The organism is Streptomyces sp. NPDC049837, assembly GCF_040674455.1.
Taxonomy (GTDB): Bacteria; Actinomycetota; Actinomycetes; order Streptomycetales; family Streptomycetaceae; genus Streptomyces.
The window spans coordinates 71423-88832 of record NZ_JBFAMP010000005.1; the positions used below are offsets into that span (position 1 = coordinate 71423).

Below are 17410 nucleotides of genomic sequence, written 5' to 3' on the forward strand. Positions count from 1 at the left end.
GAGTTGATAGTCATGTCGCACACATGATCCATTCGTCAGCTTCGGGGGGAACGACGAGTTGAGCAACGACGCACCGGTCGACCCGGCCGAGGTGCCGGTCTTCACCGGCAACGAAGTGGAACTCGCCGCGAAGGTGAAGGCGTTGTCCGGCGCGGGGGTCAAGATCTCCACCGCCGGCGGGGACGTCCACACCTCCTTCGGCGGCCTGCGCGCCTTCTACCAGGCGCCGGAGGCGGAGCAGCTCTTCGCCACGACCAAGCCGGTCCAGGACAAGGCACTTGAGGTCGGCTCCGACCTCTGCGTGATCGCGGGCGCGCTGGGAACGTACGCCGACGACATCCGTCCCCTGGTGGCCCGCCTGAACCAACTGCGCGAAGACGCGCAGAACTTCCGCGCCAGGATCGCGGATGACGACAAGTGGCGCGAGGACGGCGATCTGACGGACGAGAACCTCGACCGCCGGAACCAGATCGCCGAGGTCTGGACGCAGTTCCAGGACGCGGAAAGGGCCTGCTACGACAAGATCGTGGCCCTCGTCGGCGGCACACCGCTCAAGGTCGACGACGGGTCCCACCAGCCGGGCATGTACGGCTACGACGCCGAGATGCTCAAGCAGGCCAAGAGCCTGCCGTGGGGCGACGCGGTCGCCGAGTCGACCCCGGGCTGGCAGGTGTGGGAACACGCCGGCGACTTCCTGGAGGGCTTCTTCGTCGACGGCGTGTGGGGCACGGTCACCAGCCTGGGCACCCTCGTCGGCGTCCACGGCTGGGACGAGGCCGGGCAGGCGTGGAAGGGCCTGGGGATGGTCGCCACGGGTCTGGCGGTCAGCTCGATCCCGGTCGTGGGCGGGTGGTACGGCTCGGCGCGCGACGACGAACTGCCCGGCTGGCTCCGGGACTCGCGTACGGCGATGAAGGAGGCGGGCAAGGCGTTCCTGGCCTGGGACCAGTGGGAGGAGAACCCGGCCCGCGCGGGCGGTACGGTCACCTTCAACGTTCTCAGCACCGTCTTCACGGCCGGTGCCGGAGGGGCCGTGTCGGGCGCGGGCAAGGCCGGCGCGGCAGCCAAGGCCCTCTCCTTCGCGGGCAAGGCGGGCCGGGCCCTCGACCCCACGACGTACCTCTTCAAGGGCGCCACCGCGAGCATGACGAAGATCGGCGACGTCATGACCGGCCTCCGGGGCCTGGGCCACGTCGACGTGAGCCTCCCGCCCGGCACGGTGGAGCTCCCCACCGGCGCGTCCGTCCTCCCCGACGGCACCCTGCGCCTCCCCAACGGCGCCGTTGTGCCCCCGGGCGTGGTCGAGGTCCCCCCGGGCACGGTCCGCCTCCCGGCCGACACCCCGGTCCCCCCGGGCTCCATCGACTTCGGCGACGGCATGGTCCACCTCCCCGCCGACACCCCGGCCCCACCCGGCGCGATACCCGTCCCGGACGGCACCCTCAAAATCACCGACGGCACCATCGCCCTCCCCGAAGGCACGGTCAAACACACCGACGCCGACGGCAACACCGTCTACCTCGACCCCGAGGGCAACCTCTACAACGCCGACGGCACGCTCCTCCAACACGCCAAGGAAGCCGAACCGGAGCATCCCCCGGCCACGTCGGGGGCAGGCACGGGCGCCGACAACCCCGGGGCGGACACCCCTGCCAGGCAGCCCGCCCTGGTCGACGCGGGCGCCGCAGCCTCGGACGACGTCTTGCGGATGGGCGACAGCCTGGACGGCACGGTGGGGGACGTGGGGCGCCTCGGCGGCGACCTCCCCAACCGCGGTGCGGAGACGCCGTCGGGGGCAACGACGCAGGCAGGCGGCGATCTCCCGGGAGGCGGGGCGGGCGACCGCATGCCGACCAACAATCTGAACAACACCCCGACGGGTGGCCACCTTGGTGACGGCTCCAACCACCCTGGCGGCAATCCGGGCGCCGGCAGCTCGGACGACCTCGGTTACGCGCAAGGTGGCAGCGGCACGGGCCCCTCTCCGAGTGCCACCGGCGGTGACATGGGTGGCCTGCTCGGCGACGCGCGGAATAACGATCTGAACCGACTGGACCCGGCCGACGACAATCGTGCCGACGAAAACGCCGGATCGGACACTGCCAATGATTCTGCGGCAGACCATGCCGACTCCGATGGAGGTGACGTCGCCGGAAAACGAGACGGCGGCAATCCGTACGACGGCGAGAAACCGGACTACACCCGGCCCGCCCTACTCCCTGCGGACGGCCCTCTCACGCTCAGAGACGTGCGTAACACCCGGCCCTACGACGTCCGGTGGAAACGCGGTGAGGAGTTCCATCGCAGGATGTGGGGAGGTGCACCGGAGCGACCCTACCCCGTCCCCACGAACAACGACCCCCGGTATCCCGTAACCCGCACTGGCGGACGCAAGGTGGACGTCCCCGTGGATCTCCCCGACGGGCGTACCGTCGCCGTCGAGGTGAAGACGTACGGCCCCTACCGCACCATCACCTTGAACGATGGCACCCAGAAGGCGATTAAGAATGAGGTTCCCCTGAAGAAGGCAATAAAGGAGCAGATACACAAGGATATAGCCTTGAGACGGCTTCACCCCGGATACGACCCCCGCTGGGCGTTCACGCACGCGGGACCGTCTGCCGAGCTTCGCGCTTACCTCAAGAAGGCCAAGATAATATTTATTGAATACGGACCAGCACCCAAAAAGGACCAGTGGGACAAACCGAGGGGAAAGTGACCCCTTCGCCCTTCGTGAGAGGTAGGCAACGTGCAGGACAAGACGCCGGATGAGGGAACCGAGGACATCGAACAATGGGCGGAGGGGGCTCACCACAACGTCCTTGGGCTCGCGGGCATGCTCGGCGTTGCACCCGAGCAGTATCTGCAAGACCCGTTGGCTCTCCTGCCGGGTCTCCAAAACTACGTCGATCGCCTACCGCTGAGCGAGTTTGAACAGTCCGACTGGATCACGCTCCACACGGATTTGACCTCCTACCTGGGGGACTTCCTGGCACGTCGCCACGAAGCTACCTGGAGGAGGGTCGCCGACGAGAGTTCGGCGGCAGGGTATCGCTACATTATCGAAGCCAAGGGCCTAGATGGAAATGTGCACAGGGTCGAGCCATTTGATGTGGTCATGGAGGAATTCGAAAACCTACCCATTGAGATTGGCCGCATGATCGCGAATGCAGAGGTTTCGCTGCACGTTACGCCTCTCCTCGATGGAGAATCATTGGAGTGATCGGATACGGGAACCCGGGCTGCCCGGACAGCATGGAGCGTCGACGATCGGAGCCGGAGTACATGGCTGCGTGGCCCTTCCCCCGGCCATGCCGGGTTCCCTATTGAGGCTTAGTGGAGTACCTGCCCAGCGACCCAGATCAACGTGAGGAGAAGAGGGCCACGCCTGCGCATCGACATAGACGATCCGGACGTCGACTTGGACAGTGGCGGCCGCCTGTTCCACCGCGGGGTTCCCCACCCGGCGAGGCCGCCGCCCACCAGAACGGACACTGATCAGCCTGGACTAGTACGTCGATGGCATCTCGCACGGCTTGTCGCCTGGGCGGTACCAGGACGGCACTCTGCCCTCCGAGGGCGTCGCTCGACACGGCCTTGCGGTGGGTGAAACCAAGGAGTGGCATCCCAACGGGACGCTGATGTGCCGACAGTTGTTCGACAGCAGGGGCCACGTCCTCGAGACGGACACGTGGGACGAGAGAGGCTGTCTGCTGGCCACCTGGCGCCGCGTCGACGCCGAACCGAACAGACCATGACCGCCGACTGGTCGACACCTCACCCGATGCCGATCAGCCCTCCGTGGTGCATCGTGTTCGCGCGGTGGAACAGGCGAAGGACATCGGCTTGGTCAAGCTCGACGAGGTTGTGGCCGCCAATCTCATTGCGGCTACCGCGGCCAGCACTTGTCGTAACGGCAACAGGACGGGGCACATGAACACCGGCTCAGCAACTGCCCTCCTGGGCCGCTTGAGGGCGGTGGAGTGCCGACTGGGATGCCGCCGACGACCACGCGGGGTCCAGGGCCGCACTCCTGCGGGAGTTTCTGCGCCGCTCGGCGGTCTGGGCCGAGAAGCTGGGGGCGACGGATAAGTGGCCATTCTTCGATGTCGCAGCTTGGGTCGATCCGTCCGTTCGCGCGCCCTCCGGCCTGGTCGCCGATCTGGACGAGTTCGCCACGGAGCACGTCCCTGGGCTGCGGGCGCGGCAGCTATGCCAGTACGCCATGCACTGGGCGGCCCTTGAGGATGCCGGTGTGGAAGACGCCCGGCGCCATGCCGGCCCCTTCGAGCCGTTGCTACTCCTCTACGAGCGAGGTGGTGCGTTCAGCGTCGAGAACGGCGTCGTCGACTTCGCGTTCTACAGGGTGCCCCTGGGCACCTGGCAATCGCATGTGAACGAGAAACCGCTCGCCGGCCTGGATTCCGTGTTCCTGGATCGGCTGGACGACGCTCCCTGAGACGCCTGGGTCAGTCAGTGGAGACGGCGGACCCGGGCGTCGTGACCGGTGGCTGTTCGACCACGAACGATCCCTTGCCTCGCACCGTGACCACGAGGCCTCGTTCGCGTAGTTCCTGGGTGGCTCGGCGGGCGGTGAGCCGGGCCACGCCGTACTCGCCGGCGAGATGATTCTCCGAGGGGATCGGCCTGTCGGGCGCCAGTTCCCCCGAGGCGATCTTCCTGGCGATGATGTCGGCCAACTGGACATACAGCGGCCTGGCGCTCAAGGGATCCAGGGAGCTGGAGGGCTGTCGTGCATCGCTCATATGTCCAACGTAGACGTCGCATGACCTCCACGTTCGAGTGGATCCCTCTCCACTTGTATACAGAGGGCTATATCTCGGAGTAGCTTCCATGGCACGGAAGGCCCCGGCGAGGTGGCTAGACCTCCCGGGGCATGGCCAACGCTTCAGAGGAACGTCGACGTGACAGACCTTATCCGTGCCCTTGCTCTATGGGCGAGGCGCCGGTTCCATCGAGCCGGGCACGCCCCGGCTCCGGTCGCATCCAGGCGTGCGGAGCTGGAACAACTGCCCTCAGCCCGTTCACCGTACGGGCTGGACGCACCCCTGAACGGACACGAGACCGCCATGGTCCGCCCGTACCTCGTGGCGGACGAGCAGCGACAGCGGCGGCTCGCCCTGGTGCTCGCGGAGGAGCTCGGGGTCGACCGGGGTACGTACGTCGTCGGCGCTCGGGCGGCGGCCTGATGGGGGCCCGTAAGCCGGGTCGAATGTGCGTACGGTGCGACCGGTTCACCACTGCCCCCGTCCTCGTCTCCGAGGTGCATGCCGGTTCGGGGCCGGGAGTCAACGTCTATGCGTGTACGGATTGCACGCCGTCCTTCCCGGAAGTGCCGGACGCGCTCGAACTCCTCGGGACCGGTTGGCACGACCGGGCAGGCGACGGCCTGTGAAAGCAGAAGCCCGAGAGCCGGCAGCCGGGGACTCGTCGGCTGTGGCTCTCGGGCCGGCACTGCTCACCCTTTACGGGAGTTGCTTCTTCTCGGCGTAGTAGGCGTAGGCGAAATCACCGTTGACGGAGCCGCTCACAGTGGCCTCGAAGCCGACGGGACCCGGCTTGGGTACGTCGATGCTCCGCTGGAAAATGGAGCCGTCGCACACCTGCGTTCCCGCGGCCTTCGGCATTTCCTTGCCGGCGACGGAGAACTTCAGCGTGACCTTGCCCTTGCCCGTGCACGTGAATGCGAATGTCAGGCTCAGCACGTTTTCGGGAGTACTGGGATGGGTGTTCCCGAACTGTGCTTCCAGCCGACCGGATCCGCTGCCGAGGGACTCCCGGGCAACGAAGGATCGTTCCAGGACAGCCGCCAGGTCAGCGGCGCCGCCCGGTGTCGGATCCGAGGCGGTTCCGGTCGCACTGGGACTCTGCGGAGGGGGGCCGGACCGCTCGGTCGGGGCGCACGCTGCCGCACAGAGGCCTGTGATGGCTACCAGGCACAACGCTGCCCGCCTGAACCGACTCATGAATTCTGCCGCCCGATCGACATGTCCCCCTTGCGCGGAGCCAGGACGACGATGGTCTTCTTCTTGACCGTACAAGGCGGAGCGATCCACGTCTTCGTGCCGGTGAGCTTCCAACCGACCTGGCCGAGCACGGCCCGGTAGCCCTTGGACGTGGTGTTCGTGTCGGTCACGGTCTGAGTGCCGGTCCACGTCCAGGCGTTGCTGATCTTGGTGTCGACGCTGACCTTGGCCTTGGCGAGGATGGCGCCCGCCTCCGCCTCGGCGCTGGCACCGATGTCCCATGTGAAGGTGTGGCTGCCGGTCACGGTCCACGAGACCGTCTGACGCGGCAACAGCCAGGTCGACTGCGGCTTCTTCTTGTCCGGGAGGAAGTACGGGGTTCCCTTGACGGTGTATTTCGGCGGGTCGTTCACCTCCGGGCAGGCCATGGCGGCCATGTCGCCCTTTCCGGACTTCGGTTCAGCCGTCGCCCCGTCCCCCTCGAACGAGAAATCCACCGTGTCATTCACCCCGATGACACGCCCGTCATTCAGAACGATCTTCGCGTCCTCAGACGGAAGCGGTTCCTCCGCCGGAGAGGCGACACCTACTCCCGCCCCTGACAGCAGCAGGGCCCCGGTAACGAAGAGAGGTATTGCAGTGCGCACGACAGCGCGGTCCATTGTGCCCCGTTTCGATGGGTGTTGTAAGGCGACTCCTGGTCAGGGAGTCGCGGGCGCGCCACCTCGGGGTTACGAGTCGTGAGTTACGTAATCGAGTGACGCGTGCACGCCATGTTTATCGGAACGAGACCGCGCACCACAACGGGCGGTGATGTGAATCACGGTGAATATATTTGACAAACCGTTAGCGGAGATCCGAACAGCTCAAGGAAACCTCAAACGCCGGCCACGACAAAGCCCCCGGGACATGACCCCAGGGGCTTCGGCAGCGACTGCAGAGGCGCGTCAGAGGACGCGCTCGCCCCGCCGCCAGACCGCCGTCACCAGCGGTACACCCGGGCGGTAGGCGAGGTGGACGTGGGAGGGGGCGTCGAGGAGGGCGAGGTCGGCGCGGGCGCCGGGGGTGAGGCGGCCGACGTCGGTGCGGCGGAGGGCTGCCGCGCCGCCGGCCGTGGCGGACCAGAGGGCCTCGTTCGGGGTCATGCCCATGTCGCGTACGGCGAGCGCGATGCAGAAGGGCATGGAGGAAGTGAACGACGAGCCCGGGTTGCAGTCGGTGGAGAGGGCCACGGTGACACCCGCGTCGAGGAGGCGGCGGGCGTCCGGCCATTCGGCGCGGGTGGAGAACTCGGCGCCGGGGAGGAGCGTGGCGACGGTACGGCCGCTGGCGAGCGCGTCGACATCCTGCTGCGTGAGGTGCGTGCAGTGGTCGGCGGACGCCGCGTCGAGTTCGACCGCGAGCTGGACGCCGGGGCCGTAGGAGAGCTGGTTGGCGTGGATGCGTGGGTGCAGGCCGCGCGCCTTGCCGGCGGTGAGGATCGCGCGCGCCTGGTCGCCGTCGAAGGCGCCCTTCTCGCAGAACACGTCGATCCAGCGGGCGTACGGGGCACAGGCCTCCAGCATCGGGCCGGTGACGAGGTCGACGTAACCGGCGGGGTCGTCGGCGTAGTCGGGCGAGACGATGTGGGCGCCGAGGTAGGTGACCTCGTCGGTGTGGCGGGAGGCGATGCGCAGCGCGCGGGCCTCGTCCTCGACGGTGAGGCCGTACCCGGACTTGGTCTCGAAGGTGGTCGTGCCCTGGTGGAGGGCCTCGCGCAGATAGCGGGTGACGTTGGCTTCGAGGGCCTCGTCGGTGGCGGCGCGGGTCGCCGCGACGGTGGTGCGGATGCCGCCCGCGGCGTAGGGCTGCCCGGACATGCGGGCGTTGAACTCGGCGGTGCGGTCGCCCGCGAAGACCAGGTGGGAGTGGGAGTCGACGAACCCGGGGATCACCGCCCGGCCGCCCGCGTCGACCCGATTGTCAGTGGCGGGTGCTTTGCTTGATTCACCGATCCAGACCACGCGGTCGCCGTCGATGACGACCGCCGCGTCCTGGATCAGTCCGAGGGGGGATCCATCACCAAGGGAGGGGTCGTTGGTGACCAGGCTGGCGATGTTGGTGATGACGGTGGCCGTCGCCGCGACGGTGTTGTTCGCCGTCGCGGGGGCGGCTGTCGCCGGGGGGTTGTTCGTCGTCTCGGGGCCGCTGTTCATGCTGTTCATGGTGAGGGGTGTCTCCTTCAGCGGGTTCAGCGCTTTCAGCCGGTTCAGCGGTTACCGCGGTGCAGCGCGGCGATCGAGTCCGTCAGCGCTCGCGGCACATCGGGGATCAGGGCGTGGGCTCCGTCCCGTACGACGTGACGGCCGCCCACGACCGTATGGCGCACATCCGCTGCCGACGCGGCGAATACCGCTGTCTCAGCTCCCAGACGCGGCTCCGGTCCCGCTGTCCTGACCGTGTCGAGGGCGATCGTCGTGAAGTCGGCGAGCGCCCCGGTTTCGAGGCGCCCGGCGCCCGGCCAGCCGAGGGCCGTGTGCCCGTCGGCGGTGGCGGCGCGCAGCAGCGCGGCGGCCGTCCAGTGGCCCCGGGTGCGGGAGCGGAGGCGCTCGTCGAGCTCCATCGCGCGCGCCTCCTCCAGCAGGTCGATCACGGCGTGGCTGTCGCTGCCCAGCGACAGGGGCGAGCCGGCCCGCTGGAGGGCGACGGCCGGGCCGATGCCGTCCGCGAGGTCGCGTTCGGTCGTCGGGCACATGCAGGTGCCGGTGCCGGTGCCGCCGAGCAGGGCGATGTCCTCGTCGGTGAGGTGGGTGTTGTGCACACCCGTGGTGCGCGGGCCGAGTACGCCGTGGTCGGCGAGCAGCCGGGTCGGGGTGCGGCCGTGGGCGGCCAGGCAGGCGTCGTTCTCGGCGGTCTGCTCGGAGAGGTGGACGTGCAGGGGCGCCTGACGGTCGGCGGCCCACTGGGCGACCGTGGAGAGCTGGTCGGCGGGGACGGCCCGTACGGAGTGGACGGCCGCGCCGATGCGAACGCCGTCGCGGTCCTTGAGGAGGGACGCGCGCTCGGCCCACGCCTCCGCCGTGCCGTCGGAGAACCGGCGCTGGTGCTCGTTGGGCGGCTCGCCGAAGCCGGAGGACAGGTACGCGGTGTCGAGCAGCGTGATGCGGATGCCCGCCTCGCCGGCCGCCGCGATCAGCGCCTCGCCCATGGCGTTGGGGTCGGCGTACGGGACGCCTCCGGGCGCGTGGTGCAGGTAGTGGAACTCGCCGACGGCCGTGATGCCGGCCAGCGCCATCTCCGCGTACACGGCCCGGGCGAGCGTGAAGTAGCTGTCGGGCGTCAGACGGGAGGCGACCTGGTACATGACCTCGCGCCAGGTCCAGAAGGTGCCGGAGCCGACCTGGACGGTGCCGCGCAGGGCGCGGTGGAAGGCGTGGCTGTGCGCGTTCGCCAGGCCCGGGAGGGTCAGGCCGCGCAGGGGCACCGCGCCCGGTGGCGGGGCGTCGACGCCGGTGCGTACGGCGGTGAGGCGGCCGTCGGACACGTCGAGGGCGACGCCCGGTTCGACATGGGTGCCGAGCCAGGCGTGCTCGGCCCAGTAGGTCAGCGGCACGCCAGGCCCTCCAGTACGTCGGCGAGGGCATGGACGCCGGCCACGCAGTCGTCCTCGGCCGCGTGCTCGGCCGGGGAGTGGGAGACGCCCGTGGGGTTGCGGACGAAGAGCATGGCGGTGGGGACGGAGGCCGACAGGATGCCCGCGTCGTGCCCGGCGCCGGTGCCGAGGACCGGGACCTGGCCACCGAGGATCTTGGCCAGCTCGTCCCGGAGGGCGTGCTCGAACTCGACGACGGGGGTGAAGGATTCGCGGACGACGGTGAGGTCGATGCCCTGGCGGGCGGCGGCCTCGTGGGCGGCCGCCTCGATACCCGAGACGACCGCGTCCAGGGTCGCCTGGTCGGCGGCCCGGGAGTCGAGCCAGCCGCGTACCAGGGAGGGGATGGCGTTGACGCCGTTGGGTTCGACCGCGATCTTGCCGAAGGTGGCGACGGCTCCGGCGAGTTCCGCCTCGCGGCGGGCGGCCAGGACCGTCTCCGCGTACGTCAGCATCGGGTCGCGCCGGTCGACGAGCCGGGTGGTGCCGGCGTGGTTGGCCTCGCCGTGGAAGTCGTACCGCCACCGGCCGTGCGGCCAGATGGCGGAGGCGATACCGACGGAGTCGCCCGTCAGGTCCAGGGCGCGGCCCTGCTCGACGTGGAGTTCGACGAACGCGCCGATACGGGCGAGGCGCTCCGGGTCCGGGCCGATGGCCTCGGGGTCGTACCCGGCCGCCTCCATGGCCTGGGGCAGCGTGATGCCGTCGGCGTCACGCAGCTCGTACGCGGCGGCCTTCGTCAACTGCCCGGCCGTGAGGCGGGAGCCGACGCAGGCCAGGCCGAAGCGGGCGCCCTCCTCGTCACCGAAGTTGGTGATGGCCAGCGGCCGGCGGAACTCGACTCCCCTGCTGCGGAGTTCGTCGAGCGCGGCGAAGGAGGAGACGACGCCGAGCGGGCCGTCGAAGGCACCGCCGTCCGGGACGGAGTCCAGGTGCGAGCCGGTGACGACGGCGTCCTCGCCGAGGGGGTCGCCGAGCCAGGCCCACTGGTTGCCGTTGCGGTCGGTCTCGTAGGTGAGCCCGCGCGCCTCGGCCTGCTCCTGGAACCAGGTGCGGCAGTCGGCGTCGGCGCCGGTCCAGGCGTAGCGGCGGTAGCCACGGGTGGCCGCGTGGCGGCCGATGGGGGCGAGTTGCCGCCACATCTCGTGGAACGAGGGCGGCTGTCCGCCGGTGGGTGGGTGTGCGCCCACGGTGCCGGTCACGCTTCGTCACCCTCCCGCATCGGGACGCGGACGCCGCGCTCGTCGGCGACCGACTCGGCGCGGTCGTAGCCCGCGTCGACGTGGCGGATGACGCCCATGCCCGGGTCGTTGGTGAGGACGCGGCGGATCTTCTCGCCCGCGAGCGGGGTGCCGTCGGCGACCGTGACCTGGCCGGCGTGGATGGAGCGGCCCATGCCGACGCCGCCGCCGTGGTGGATGGAGACCCAGGAGGCACCGGAGGCGACGTTGACCATGGCGTTGAGGAGCGGCCAGTCGGCGATGGCGTCGGAGCCGTCCAGCATGGCCTCGGTCTCGCGGTACGGGGAGGCGACGGAGCCGCAGTCGAGGTGGTCGCGGCCGATGGCGAGGGGGGCGGACAGCTCACCGGAGGCGACCATGTCGTTGAAGCGTTCGCCGGCGCGGTCGCGCTCCCCGTAGCCGAGCCAGCAGATGCGGGCGGGCAGGCCCTGGAAGTGGACGCGTTCGCCGGCCATCTTGATCCAGCGGGCGAGCGACTCGTTCTCGGGGAAGAGGTCGAGGATCGCCTTGTCGGTCTTGTGGATGTCGGCGGCGTCGCCGGACAGGGCGGCCCAGCGGAAGGGGCCCTTGCCCTCGCAGAACAGGGGGCGGATGTAGGCGGGTACGAAGCCGGGGAAGGCGAACGCCCGGTCGTAGCCGGCGAGCTGCGCTTCGCCCCGGATGGAGTTGCCGTAGTCGAAGACCTCGGCGCCCGCGTCCATGAAGCCGACCATGGCCTCGACGTGCCTGGCCATGGACTCGCGGGCGCGGGTGGTGAAGCCGGCCGGGTCCTTCGCCGCGTACGCCGCCATGTCGTCGAAGGCCACGCCCACCGGCAGGTAGGAGAGCGGGTCGTGGGCGGAGGTCTGGTCGGTGACGATGTCGATGGGGGCGTTCATCGCGAGGAGCTGCGGGAGGAGGTCCGCCGCGTTGCCCAGGACGCCGATGGAGAGCGGGCGGCGGGCGTCGCGTGCCTCCACCGCGAGCTGGAGGGCGTGGTCGAGGGAGTCGGCCTTCACATCGAGGTACCGGTGCTCGATGCGGCGCTCGATGGCGCGCGGGTCGCAGTCGATGCAGATGGCGACGCCGTCGTTCATGGTCACGGCGAGCGGCTGGGCGCCGCCCATGCCGCCGAGGCCGGCGGTGAGGGTGATCGTCCCGGCCAGGGTGCCGTTGAACTTCTTCGCGGCGACGGCGGCGAACGTCTCGTACGTGCCCTGGAGGATGCCCTGCGTACCGATGTAGATCCACGACCCGGCGGTCATCTGGCCGTACATGGTCAGACCGAGCTGCTCCAGGCGCCGGAACTCCTCCCAGTTCGCCCAGTCGCCGACCAGGTTGGAGTTGGCGATCAGGACGCGCGGCGCCCACTCGTGGGTCTGCATGACGCCGACGGGGCGGCCGGACTGGACCAGCATCGTCTCGTCCTGCTTGAGCGTGCGCAGCGTACGGACCATCGCGTCGAAGGAGCGCCAGTCGCGGGCGGCCTTGCCGGTGCCGCCGTAGACGACGAGCTTGTCGGGGTGCTCGGCGACCTCGGGGTCGAGGTTGTTCTGGAGCATCCGGAGGGCGGCCTCCTGCTGCCATCCCAGGGCGCTCAGTTCCGTACCGCGCGGGGCCCGTACGGGGCGGGGTCCTGACATGGGGATGCCTCCTCAGGTGGCGTGCGACCAGCGATTGCAGAGTTGGTATTCACATATTGACCCGATGAATAGATGTAGTCAACGGCTGCGGCACCGCACGCCGGGTGATTGGCTGGAGAACATGGCTTCAGACCGTCGCGATCAGGCCGTACGAGCAGCAGTCGACCAAGCCCTCCTCACCGAGACCGAACCCGTCGCAGCCCTCCTCGACATCGCCGGCGTGCGCGCCTCCGCCGCCGCCCTCCGCGCCGCCTTCGCGGACGTCACCGAGGCGCCCGTCCTGCACGCCTTCGCCGTCAAGGCCTCCCCGCTCGTCCCCGTGCTGCGCCTGCTGTACGAGGCGGGCCTCGGCGCCGAGGTCGCCAGCCCCGGCGAGCTGGCGCTGGCCCGCGCCGCCGGGGTGACGGCGGACCGGATCGTCCTCGACTCCCCCGCCAAGACCCCCGCCGAGCTGCGCGAGGCCCTGGCCCTCGGGATCGCCGTCAACGCCGACAACCCGCAGGAGCTGGCCCGCCTCGACGCCCTGCTCCACGAAACGCCGAGCACCTCCCCGCTCGGCCTGCGCGTCAACCCACAGATCGGCGGCGGCACCATCGACGCCCTGTCGACGGCCACCGCCACCTCCAAGTTCGGCATCGCCCTCCGCGACGAGGGCGCCCGCGCCGGCGTCGTACGGGCGTACCTCGACCGCCCCTGGCTCACCCGCCTGCACACCCACTCCGGCTCGCAGGGCGTGCCGCTGTCCCTCCTCGTCACCGGCATCAGGGAGGTGTACGGGCTCGCGGAGGAGATCAACGCGGCCGCCGGGCGCCGCCAGGTCGACACCATCGACATCGGCGGCGGCCTGCCGGTGAACTTCACCTCCGACGACGAGACACCGACGTACGCGGAGTACGCCCGGCTCCTGGCCACCGAGGTCCCGGGGCTGTTCGACGGGCGGTACGGCCTGGTCACCGAGTTCGGCCGGTCACTGCTGGCCAAGCACGGCACGGTCCTGGCCCGCGTCGAGTACACCAAGACGTCCGGCGCCCGGCCCATCGCGGTGACGCACGCGGGCGTGCAGGTCGCCACCCGCACCGTCTACGACCCCGTCTCCTGGCCGCTGCGGATCGCCGCGTACGACGCCAAGGGGATGCCCAAGGCGGGCGGCCCGGTCGTCGACCAGGACGTGGCCGGGCCGGCGTGCTTCGCGGGCGACCTGCTGGCCGTCCAGCGCCCGCTGCCACTCCTCGAACCGGGCGACATCGTGGCCGCGCTGGACACGGGGGCGTACTACTTCGCGCACCACTACGCGTACAACTCCCTCGCCCGTCCGGGGGTGTACGGGTTCACGACCCGCGAGGACGGGTCGGTCCGCTTCGCGACCGTACGCCCGCCGCAGACCGTCGCCGAGATCGTCGCCGAGGCAGGTGGCGTACGCCCGGACGTGCTGCTCGTGGACTGATCGGGCATCACCCCGGACGGCGGGGGCACAACCACCCCATGACCACCACGGAACAGCCCGCGGGAGCTCACCGGGAGCCGCCCCTCAAACGGGTCATCGGGCCGAAACTGCTCGTCCTCTTCGTCATCGGCGACATCCTGGGCACCGGCATCTACGCCACCACCGGCGCGGTGGCGGGCAAGGTGGGGGGCGCGCTCTGGCTGCCGTTCGCGATCGGCTTCGTCGTCGCGATCCTGACGGCGGCGTCGTACGTCGAACTCGTCGGCAAGTACCCGAAGGCGGCCGGAGCGGCCCTCTACACCCAGAAGGCGTTCAAGGTCCCCTTCCTCACCTTCATCGTCGCCTTCATGGTGATGTGCTCGGGCCTGTCCTCCGCGAGCGCGGCCGCCCGCGCGTTCAGCGGGGACTATCTCGCCGAGTTCACGGAAGGCGTGGTCCCGCCCACACTGATCGCGATCCTCTTCATCCTCGCCCTCGCCGCGCTGAACCTGCGGGGCGTGTCGGAGTCCGTGAAGACCAACGTCGTCCTCACGCTCGTCGAGCTGACCGGCCTGTTGATCATCCTCGCCATCGGTGCCTGGGCGGTGCTGACGGGGGACGGGGAGCCGTCGCGGCTGGGTGAGTTCCAGGCGACGGGCACCGGGTACGCGCTGATCACGAGCGTGCTGGGGGCCACCGCGCTCGGCTTCTTCGCGTTCGTGGGCTTCGAGGACTCGGTCAACATGGCCGAGGAGACCCGCGACCCGGTGCGCACCTTCCCCCGGGCGATCTTCACGGGTGTCGCGGTCACCGGCACCATCTACGTCCTGGTGGCGCTGATCTCGTCGCTCCTGGTCGACTACCGCACCCTGGAGAAGTCCAGCGGGCCGCTCCTGGAGGTCGTCAAGGCCGGCGGGCTCGACTTCCCGCCCAAGGCGTTCGCCCTCATCGCGCTGTTCGCCGTCACCAACTCGGCGCTCATCAACATCATGATGGCCTCGCGCCTCTGCTACGGCATGGCCAACGAACGGATTCTGCCGCGCGCCATGGGCCGCGTCCTCCGCGTGCGCCGCACCCCGGTCGTCGGGATCGTCTTCGTCTCGCTCCTGGCCGTCGGGCTGGTCTCGACCGGCGAGATCGCGGGCCTGGGCGACACGACGGCGTTCCTGCTGCTGTGCGTCTTCGCGGTGGTCAACATCGCGGTACTGGTACTGCGCCGCGACCCGGTCGAGCACGAGCACTTCCGTACGCCGACGGCGCTGCCGGTCCTCGGCGCGATCACCGCACTCATCCTGGCCAGCCCGCTGGCCGACCGGGACGCCGACGTCTACATCCGGGCGGGGGTGCTGGTGGCGATCGGCGTGGGGCTGTGGGTGGTCAACAAGGTGGTGATGCGGGCACGCGGCGAGTCGTAACCGGCGACCCTATCTCCTCCGGGGCACGTTCCTCTGGAAAATGCCAGAACTCCCACCAGGCGGGGGAACGTTGCGTAGCGTCGTGGTCACAGCACCTTGGAGCGCAACGGGGAACTGGGAGGGGAGCCCGCGTGCCCGGAATCGACGAGTGCCTGCGCGAAGCGATGAGCCTGCCGGGCGCGCTGGGGGCGGCTCTCGTCGACTGGACCAGTGGCCTCGCCCTCGGCACGGCCGGCCGGTCCCCGGTGGGCGACCACGAGACGACGGCCGCGGAGACGGCGGAACTGGCGCGGGCGGCGGCGGAATACGAGTCGTTCGCCCCGGAGTCGGAGTCGTTGGCGGAGTCGTTACCTGCGTCGTTACCGGCGTCGTTACTGGCGGGGGGTCAGGCCGCGTTACCGGCGGGGGCGGTTGGGGCGTTACCGGCGGGGGCGGACCCGGGCCCGGCCCGGGCGTTACCGGACCCGGCGGGGCCGTCGGACGGGGCGGGTGCCGCCCCGGCCCCGGCGCTTGTCCCGGCCCTTGTGCCGGCGCGGGCGGGGGGCGTGGACCCGAAGGCCCCGCCCGTCGAGGACGTCATCGTGACCACCCGTACCGGCTATCACGTCCTGCGGTTCGTCGAGACGACGTTCGACAGCAGCGTCTTCCTCCACCTGTGGCTGGACCGCTCCACCGGCAACCTGGCCCTCGCCCGCCTACGCCTGCGGGAGTTGGCCGAGCGGCTGGTACTGGTATGAGCGCGCACGCCGCCAGAGCGGTCGTGTCCCCGATGCTGCTGCGGCTCGCCCGGGAGCGGGCGACCGGGGCGCTGGTGCGGGACCACGGGACGCTGTACCTCGTCGAGGGGCGGGTCGTGCACGCGGAGAGCCCGGTCGCGCCCGGGCCGGACGTCCTGCTGACGGCGGGCGGACGGCAGCCGCGGCAGGGCCGGATCGCTGCCGGTGAGCTGGAAATCTGCCACCTGGGCGCCCTGTTCGACGCCGCGTTCTTCGCGCTGGCGCCCGGCCGGGGCCCGGCCCGCTTCCAGTACGGAGCCGCTCACGGGACACATGCCGTGCGGCCCGTACGCCCCGTGTCCGCGGCCGACGTGGAGCGCGAGACGCTGCGCCGCCGGGAGCTGCTCGACAGCGTGTGGCCCTACCCCGCCGTCGACACCGCGCCGGTCGTCCCGCGTGCCGCGGCCTCCGGCCAGACGGTCACCGCCCGGCAGCGCTCCCTGCTGGCCCACGCCGACGGCGTACGCACCCCCGCGCAACTCGCGTGGGCGCTGGGCCGGCCCGCGTTCCACACCCTGCTGGAGACCCGGCGGCTGGCCGCGGCCGGGCTCGTGGCGACCCCCCACGACCCGCCCCCGCACGTCCCGTCCCCGCACGCCCCGTCCCCGCACGAAGGCATGCCGTTCGAGCCCACCTCGTACGAGCCCGCGAGCTTCCTTCCCGGCGTGCCCGGCGTGCCCGGCGTGCCCCGCACGCCCGACCCCGACATCGCCCTGCTCCGCCGGCTCCGTGACGCCCTGGAGGCCCATCTGTGACCACCCGTAGGCCCCGTACCCCCCGTACGCCCCATGTCCGCTCATGAGGCGCGCCTTGCGCCCACGCGCCGAGAGAGCCGAGAGGAGCGAGAGGAGCGAAAGGAGACAGCTCATGACCGCGGCCGAAGCCGAAGTGCTCGCCGAGCTCAGGCGCCTGCGCGCCCGGGTCCCGCAGGTGACCGGGGCGCTCGCGGCCAGCGCCGACGGTCTGGTCCTGGCCCGCGACACGGCGGACCCGGATGCCGCTGAGGGCGTCGCCGCGCTCACCGCGGCCGCGCTCGGCGTGGCGCTGCGGCTCACGGAGGCCACCGGACAGGGCGGCTTCCGCGAGCTGCTGGTCCGCGGTGAGCACGGCTACGTCGCGACGTACGCGGCGAGCGCCTCCGCCGTCCTGACGCTCCTCGCCGAGCCCCGCGTCAACGTGGGCCGGCTCCACTTGGAGGCCCGGCGGTCGAGCGCGCGCGTCGGCGAGCTGGTCGACGGCGCCCTGCACCGGCGCGAGCCACCACACACAGCCATCCCGCCCCTGCCGTCCCACAAACCGAAGGAAGCGTGAGAAA

15 protein-coding genes are annotated in these 17410 nt (G+C 70.5%); 8 read left to right on the forward strand and 7 right to left on the reverse strand.

Annotation, left to right across the window (positions count from 1 at the left end; translation table 11 throughout):
* The first annotated feature begins 58 nt into the window (after nucleotides 1-58).
* The 3 genes from AB0J57_RS15210 to AB0J57_RS15220 all read left to right on the forward strand — a co-directional run bounded on the left by AB0J57_RS15210 (nucleotide 59) and on the right by AB0J57_RS15220 (nucleotide 4459).
* Nucleotides 59-2719, forward strand: a complete 2661-nt coding sequence (locus AB0J57_RS15210; RefSeq protein WP_366128595.1) for a hypothetical protein — start codon at nucleotides 59-61, stop codon at nucleotides 2717-2719.
* 30 nt (nucleotides 2720-2749) lie between these two features.
* Nucleotides 2750-3223: a hypothetical protein gene (locus AB0J57_RS15215; RefSeq protein WP_366128596.1), complete on the forward strand. Its 474-nt coding sequence runs from the start codon at nucleotides 2750-2752 to the stop codon at nucleotides 3221-3223.
* A 1002-nt stretch (nucleotides 3224-4225) separates the two neighbouring features.
* The gene (locus AB0J57_RS15220) at nucleotides 4226-4459 is read left to right on the forward strand and encodes a hypothetical protein (protein WP_366128597.1); all 234 of its coding nucleotides are present in this window, start codon (nucleotides 4226-4228) and stop codon (nucleotides 4457-4459) included.
* A 10-nt stretch (nucleotides 4460-4469) separates the two neighbouring features.
* Here the strand turns inward: AB0J57_RS15220 and AB0J57_RS15225 are convergent, their stop codons facing one another.
* The 7 genes from AB0J57_RS15225 to hutU form a co-directional block, all read right to left on the reverse strand.
* Nucleotides 4470-4766: a GntR family transcriptional regulator gene (locus AB0J57_RS15225; protein ID WP_366128598.1), complete on the reverse strand. Its 297-nt coding sequence runs from the start codon at nucleotides 4764-4766 to the stop codon at nucleotides 4470-4472.
* Nucleotides 4767-5486: 720 nt separating this feature from the next.
* Nucleotides 5487-5726 carry a hypothetical protein gene (locus AB0J57_RS15230; RefSeq protein WP_366128599.1) on the reverse strand — a complete coding sequence of 80 codons (240 nt, stop codon included), beginning with the start codon at nucleotides 5724-5726 and terminating at the stop codon, nucleotides 5487-5489.
* 257 nt (nucleotides 5727-5983) lie between these two features.
* Nucleotides 5984-6484, reverse strand: a complete 501-nt coding sequence (locus tag AB0J57_RS15235; protein ID WP_366128600.1) for a hypothetical protein — start codon at nucleotides 6482-6484, stop codon at nucleotides 5984-5986.
* Nucleotides 6485-6934: 450 nt separating this feature from the next.
* Nucleotides 6935-8182, reverse strand: coding sequence for an imidazolonepropionase (gene hutI / locus AB0J57_RS15240; RefSeq protein WP_366129086.1), 1248 nt, complete (start codon nucleotides 8180-8182; stop codon nucleotides 6935-6937).
* Nucleotides 8183-8235: 53 nt separating this feature from the next.
* The gene (locus AB0J57_RS15245) at nucleotides 8236-9579 is read right to left on the reverse strand and encodes a formimidoylglutamate deiminase (protein WP_366128601.1); all 1344 of its coding nucleotides are present in this window, start codon (nucleotides 9577-9579) and stop codon (nucleotides 8236-8238) included.
* Nucleotides 9570-10760 carry an allantoate amidohydrolase gene (locus AB0J57_RS15250; RefSeq protein WP_366129087.1) on the reverse strand — a complete coding sequence of 397 codons (1191 nt, stop codon included), beginning with the start codon at nucleotides 10758-10760 and terminating at the stop codon, nucleotides 9570-9572. Before AB0J57_RS15250 ends, AB0J57_RS15245 begins: the two co-directional genes overlap by 10 nt.
* Nucleotides 10761-10816: 56 nt before the next feature.
* Complete coding sequence (hutU, locus tag AB0J57_RS15255; protein WP_366128602.1) at nucleotides 10817-12481, reverse strand: urocanate hydratase; 1665 nt, start codon at nucleotides 12479-12481, stop codon at nucleotides 10817-10819.
* A 121-nt stretch (nucleotides 12482-12602) separates the two neighbouring features.
* Here hutU and AB0J57_RS15260 point away from each other — a divergent pair, with 121 nt between their 5' ends.
* The 5 genes from AB0J57_RS15260 to AB0J57_RS15280 all read left to right on the forward strand — a co-directional run bounded on the left by AB0J57_RS15260 (nucleotide 12603) and on the right by AB0J57_RS15280 (nucleotide 17406).
* Nucleotides 12603-13925, forward strand: coding sequence for a diaminopimelate decarboxylase (locus tag AB0J57_RS15260; protein ID WP_366128604.1), 1323 nt, complete (start codon nucleotides 12603-12605; stop codon nucleotides 13923-13925).
* Nucleotides 13926-13963: 38 nt separating this feature from the next.
* Nucleotides 13964-15319: an APC family permease gene (locus AB0J57_RS15265; RefSeq protein ID WP_366128605.1), complete on the forward strand. Its 1356-nt coding sequence runs from the start codon at nucleotides 13964-13966 to the stop codon at nucleotides 15317-15319.
* 131 nt (nucleotides 15320-15450) lie between these two features.
* Nucleotides 15451-16056 carry a hypothetical protein gene (locus AB0J57_RS15270; protein ID WP_366128607.1) on the forward strand — a complete coding sequence of 202 codons (606 nt, stop codon included), beginning with the start codon at nucleotides 15451-15453 and terminating at the stop codon, nucleotides 16054-16056.
* Nucleotides 16053-16850: a transcriptional regulator gene (locus AB0J57_RS15275; protein WP_366128608.1), complete on the forward strand. Its 798-nt coding sequence runs from the start codon at nucleotides 16053-16055 to the stop codon at nucleotides 16848-16850. The genes AB0J57_RS15270 and AB0J57_RS15275 overlap by 4 nt, the downstream gene beginning before the upstream one ends.
* 112 nt (nucleotides 16851-16962) lie before the next feature.
* Entirely contained in the window at nucleotides 16963-17406 is a 444-nt protein-coding gene (locus AB0J57_RS15280; protein WP_366128609.1) for a roadblock/LC7 domain-containing protein, read from the forward strand.
* Nucleotides 17407-17410 lie beyond the last annotated feature (4 nt).

Bases quoted from the DNA above. Each gene is read 5' to 3' on its own strand.
- AB0J57_RS15220 (WP_366128597.1), top strand. From the start codon at position 4,226: ATGCACTGGGCGGCCCTTGAGGATGCCGGTGTGGAAGACGCCCGGCGC.
- AB0J57_RS15250 (WP_366129087.1), bottom strand. From the start codon at position 10,760: ATGTGGCGGCAACTCGCCCCCATCGGCCGCCACGCGGCCACCCGTGGC.
- AB0J57_RS15275 (WP_366128608.1), top strand. From the start codon at position 16,053: ATGAGCGCGCACGCCGCCAGAGCGGTCGTGTCCCCGATGCTGCTGCGG.
- hutU (WP_366128602.1), bottom strand. From the start codon at position 12,481: ATGTCAGGACCCCGCCCCGTACGGGCCCCGCGCGGTACGGAACTGAGC.
- hutI (WP_366129086.1), bottom strand. From the start codon at position 8,182: ATGAACAGCGGCCCCGAGACGACGAACAACCCCCCGGCGACAGCCGCC.
- AB0J57_RS15260 (WP_366128604.1), top strand. From the start codon at position 12,603: ATGGCTTCAGACCGTCGCGATCAGGCCGTACGAGCAGCAGTCGACCAA.
- AB0J57_RS15225 (WP_366128598.1), bottom strand. From the start codon at position 4,766: ATGAGCGATGCACGACAGCCCTCCAGCTCCCTGGATCCCTTGAGCGCC.
- AB0J57_RS15265 (WP_366128605.1), top strand. From the start codon at position 13,964: ATGACCACCACGGAACAGCCCGCGGGAGCTCACCGGGAGCCGCCCCTC.
- AB0J57_RS15280 (WP_366128609.1), top strand. From the start codon at position 16,963: ATGACCGCGGCCGAAGCCGAAGTGCTCGCCGAGCTCAGGCGCCTGCGC.